This window comes from Stenotrophomonas sp. NPDC077421, from assembly GCF_049545505.1.
GTDB lineage: Bacteria > Pseudomonadota > Gammaproteobacteria > Xanthomonadales > Xanthomonadaceae > Stenotrophomonas > Stenotrophomonas nematodicola.
Genome location: NZ_JBMWDP010000008.1, coordinates 132,689 through 137,263, shown reverse-complemented (window position 1 = coordinate 137,263; position 4,575 = coordinate 132,689). Strand labels below are relative to the sequence as shown.

The 4,575-nt window shown below is 67.5% G+C and carries 3 protein-coding genes; 2 read left to right on the top strand and 1 reads right to left on the bottom strand.

The annotated features are described in order from the left end of the window. Nucleotides 1-390 precede the first annotated feature (390 nt). Nucleotides 391-1,602 (bottom strand): tyrosine--tRNA ligase, encoded by a 1,212-nt coding sequence (tyrS, locus tag ACPEH1_RS06515; protein ID WP_017356090.1) that lies wholly within the window; start codon nt 1,600-1,602, stop codon nt 391-393. A 168-nt stretch (nt 1,603-1,770) separates the two neighbouring features. Here tyrS and ACPEH1_RS06510 point away from each other — a divergent pair, with 168 nt between their 5' ends. Together ACPEH1_RS06510 and ACPEH1_RS06505 are read left to right on the top strand one after the other, a co-directional pair. After that, complete coding sequence (locus ACPEH1_RS06510) at nt 1,771-3,234, top strand: M23 family metallopeptidase (protein WP_017356091.1); 1,464 nt, start codon at nt 1,771-1,773, stop codon at nt 3,232-3,234. A gap of 96 nt (nt 3,235-3,330) precedes the next feature. Then, nucleotides 3,331-4,455, top strand: coding sequence for an anhydro-N-acetylmuramic acid kinase (locus tag ACPEH1_RS06505; protein ID WP_136006815.1), 1,125 nt, complete (start codon nt 3,331-3,333; stop codon nt 4,453-4,455). Nucleotides 4,456-4,575 lie beyond the last annotated feature (120 nt).

Here is a 4,575-nt window from a genome sequence, read left to right as displayed (position 1 = left end):
CAGCGCCTTCCTCCGTGTGCCCCGACGTTTCCGTCGTTGCGAGCCGCCCATTATAGCCGGCTTTTCCGCCTCGTCAACACCTTTTTTCAAGGCCGCCTCACCGAAGTGGACGTTGTTGCCGATGCTGCTTCGTCGTGCGACCCGGAGGTCTTTTCGTCGAAGCGAGCCGCCTATTATGTCAGGCTTTTCGTTTCCGTCAACACCTTCTTTCGAAGTGGTTGCCGTCCTGTTCCGGTGCGGTTGCCGCCTTGCGGTGGCCCCTGCGTCGGGGGAGGGAAAGTATGTCCCTATCGGCGGCATTTGTGAAGGGGGATCGTCACTTTTTTTGACGTCTTCTTCTTCCGATTCAGGTCCGGCCGCGTCACCGCGGCCGGAAACGCCTTGTGACGCTTAGGCCGCGACGAGCAGAACGCGCGCGAACGTGCGCTTGCCGACCTGCAGCAGGCCTTCAAAACCGGGCGCGAACAGCGTCTGGGCGTCGTCCACGACCTCGCCATCCACCTTCACCGCCCGCTCCTTGAGCTTGCGGGACGCCTCGGAGTTGCTCGGGGTGAGCCCGGCGGCGGTCAGCAGTGCACCGATCCGCAGGCCTTCGGCCGGAATCGCCACTTCCTGCAGCGGCAGCAGGGTCACGTCGCCCTGCCCGGTCACGGCCGCGTTCCAGCCGGCGATGGCCTGGTCGGCAGCGGCCGCGTCATGGAAGCGGGTGGTCAGCTCCCGGGCGAGACGCAGCTTCACCTCGCGCGGGTTCAAACCGCCCGCCTCGACCTGCGCACGCAGGTTCCTGGCCTCGGCTTCGCTGATATCGAAGGAGAGCAGCTCGATCCAGCGCCACATGAGGTCGTCACCGATCTTCATGGTCTTGGTGACGATGTCGATGGCCGGTTCACTGATACCAATGTAGTTGTTGAGCGACTTGGACATCTTGGCCACGCCGTCCAGGCCTTCCAGCAGCGGCATGGTCAAGACGATCTGCGGCTTCTGGCCGTAGTGCTCCTGCAGGCCCCGGCCCATCAGCAGGTTGAACTTCTGGTCGGTGCCGCCCAGTTCGACGTCGGCCTCCAGGGCCACCGAGTCGTAGCCCTGCACCAGCGGGTACAGGAATTCATGCAGGGCGATCGACTGCTGGGCGGCGTAGCGCTTGGCGAAGTCGTCGCGCTCGAGCATGCGGGCCACGGTGTGCTGGCCGGCCAGGCGGATCATGTCCGCCGCGCCCATCTTGCCGAACCACTCCGAGTTGAAGCGGACTTCGGTCCTGTCGCGGTCCAGTACCTTGAAGACCTGGTCCTCATAGGTACGTGCATTGGCCAGCACGTCGTCCTTGCTGAGCGGCTTGCGCGTGACGTTCTTGCCGGAGGGGTCGCCGATCATGCCGGTGAAGTCGCCGATCAGGAAGATGACCTGGTGGCCAAGGTCCTGGAACTGGCGCAGCTTGTTCAACAGCACGGTGTGGCCCAGGTGCAGATCCGGCGCGGTGGGGTCGAAGCCGGCCTTGATCCGCAGGGGACGGCCGCTTTCCAGACGCTGACGCAGCTCCTCGGACTTGAGGATCTCATCGGCGCCGCGACCGATCAGGGCAATGGCTTCTTCAATCGAGGACACGTGACAACTCCCGGCAATGCCTTATTTACATGAATGACGTTAATTACAAGTTAACCGCAAGCGCTTCACAAAAGCCAATAGGCACAAGGGTTTGACGCACTATTTATACCTGTCTATGTTACCGACGTTTGGGCCCGCGCTCCCGGGCCAGCCAGGAACAGACCCACGATGCTGAACTCCGATCAAGGCCGCGCGCGCAAGCAGCGCTTCAAGGAACGCCTTCACGTCCTTCACGACACCGCCCTCCATCGGAAGCTCAAGCAGCATCTGCCCGCAGCCTTCAACCAGCGCTGGACCCGCCGCCACTGGATGCATGCCAGTCTGTTCGCCACCATTGGCGCGCTGGTGGCCACCATCGTCCCCGGCTTCTCGCACACCATCGAATCCCCCTACTCCGAGGGCCATGCCACGCTGGCCCTGCCGTTGCCGCCGCTCTCGCAGGAACGCCGCCTGCAGACGCCGGGCGACAGCTGGCAGGTGCTGCGCGTGCAGCGCGGCCAGACCCTCAGCAACCTGTTCGACGAGGCCGGCATCCCGGCCACGGTGATGCACCAGGTGCTGGAGCATCCTGGCGCGCGGCAGGCCCTGACCAAGCTGCGTCCCGGCGCGGAGATCGCCTTCGACCTGCCCCTGTCCGGCGACCTGCGCACGATCCGCTTCGACCGCGATGCCGACAACCGCGTCGAACTGTCATTGAAGGACAACCAGATCACCGAGAAGGTGATCAAGCGCGAGTCCTCGACCCGGCGCGTGGTCGCCAGCGGGGAAATCACCAGTTCGCTGTACGCCGCGGCGCGCAAGGCCGGGCTGTCGCCGTCGGCGATCGCCACGATGACCGACGAGATCTTCAAGTACGACATCGACTTCTCCAAGGACCTGCAGCCGGGCGACCGCTTCAGCGTGGTGCTGGATGAGACCTGGCGCGAGGGCGAGAAGGTGGACACCAGCAAGATCCTGGCGGCGACCTTCACCTCGGGTGGCAAGACCTACAGCGGGTTCCGCTTCGACCGCAACGGCAAGTCCGAGTATTTCGATGCCAGCGGCCGGCCGCTGAAGAAGAGCTTCATCCGCATGCCGATCCCGTTCGCGCGGCTGAGCTCCAGCTTTGGCGCGCGCAAGCACCCGGTGCTGGGCAAGATGCGCATGCACAAGGGCGTGGACTACGCCGCGCGCACCGGCACGCCGATCATGGCCGCCGGCGATGCCCGCGTGCAGTTCGCCGGCACGCAGCGCGGCTACGGCAATGTGGTGATCCTGGACCACGGCCGCGGCCACACCACGCTGTACGGGCACATGTCGCGCTTCGGTGCGATCAAGACCGGCCAGCGCGTGGCGCAGGGCACGGTGATCGGCTATGTCGGCTCGACCGGCCTGGCCACCGGCCCGCACCTGCACTACGAATTCCGCGTCAACGGCGTGCATCGCAATCCGCTGTCGGTGACGATGCCGCCGCCGGAGCCGCTGCAGGGCAGCGAGTTGGCCGCGTTCCGCGCGCAGACCGCGCCGGCGCTGGCCCGCATCCAGGGCATGGAGAAGCTGATCTACGCCGACGCGTCGCCGGCACCGGTAGCGGACAAGGCCGCGACGGCCACCGCCAGCGCGGCCAAACCGGCCAAGCCCAGCCGCGGTTGACCGTCGCGCCGCCGGTTCGATGCGCGCGACCACGCGCGCATTGACGACGGCCGCTGCTTGCGCGGAAGCTGGCCGCACTCCGTTCAAGCGCCTGCCATGACTGCTGTCGATCCGCATACTCCGCTTTACCTGGGCCTGATGTCCGGCACCAGCGCCGATGGCATCGATGCCGCGCTGGTGCAGTTTCCCGCCGAGGGCGGCTGCCGCTTTGTGCACGGGCATACCCATCCCTGGGACCCGACGCTGCGTGCCGACCTGATCGCGTTGGGCGAAGGCGGCGACATCACCTCGCTGGATGCGCTGGGGCGGATCGACGCCGAGGTCGGCATCCAGTTCGCCGCCGCCGCCAATGCCCTGCTGCTCGCCAGCGGGGTACAGCGCGCGCAGGTCCGTGCGATCGGCTCGCACGGCCAGACGGTGCGCCACCGCCCGCTGGGCGATCCCGCCTTCACCTGGCAGCTGGGCGATGCCAACCGCATCGCCGAGCTGACCGGGATCACCACGGTGGCCGATTTCCGCCGCCGCGACGTGGCCGCCGGCGGGCATGGCGCGCCGCTGATGCCGGCGTTCCACCTGGCGATGCTCGGCACCACCGGCGAAGACCGGGCGATCCTCAACCTGGGTGGCATCGCCAACCTGACCCTGATTCCCCGTGAGGGCGTTCCGCGCGGCTTCGATACCGGGCCCGCCAACGCGCTGATGGATGCGTGGTGCCAGCGCCATCGCGGGGTGCCGTTCGATGCCGATGGTGCGTTCGCGGCCAGCGGGCAGGTGGACGAACCCTTGCTGGCGCACTGGCGGGCCGATCCCTGGTTCGCGCTGCCGCCGCCGAAGAGCACCGGACGCGAGCAGTTCCACCTGGCCTGGGCCGAGGCGGCGATGGACGGGGAGGCCCGGTCACCGGCCGATGTACAGGCCACGCTGCTGGAGCTGACCGCCGCCACCGTGGCCGACGCGCTGCTGGCCCACCTGCCGGGCGCGGCGCGGCTGCTGGTGTGCGGGGGCGGCGTGCGCAATCCGGCGCTGCTGCGGCGACTGGGGGCGCGCCTGCCGGGCGTGGTCATCGAATCCAGCGCGGTGCATGGGCTGGACCCGGATTACCTGGAGGCGATGGGGTTTGCGTGGCTGGCGCAGCGGACGCTGGACGGCCTGCCGGGCAATCTGCCGAGCGTAAGCGGCGCACGCGGGCCGCGGATACTGGGTGCGATCCATCCGGCGTAGTGCCGGGTTTCGGGTTGGCAGGTGGGTATTGCGTCTGGAGCAGCCGGGCAGAGCCCGGCTCTACGGGGGCGTGGTGCGGGGAATGGCCGGCGGCATGGCGCGGCGCGCAGCCGGGCAGAG

Excerpts from the sequence above, each read along its gene's own strand:
- ACPEH1_RS06505 (WP_136006815.1), top strand. The coding sequence starts at position 3,331 with ATGACTGCTGTCGATCCGCATACTCCGCTTTACCTGGGCCTGATGTCC.
- ACPEH1_RS06510 (WP_017356091.1), top strand. The coding sequence starts at position 1,771 with ATGCTGAACTCCGATCAAGGCCGCGCGCGCAAGCAGCGCTTCAAGGAA.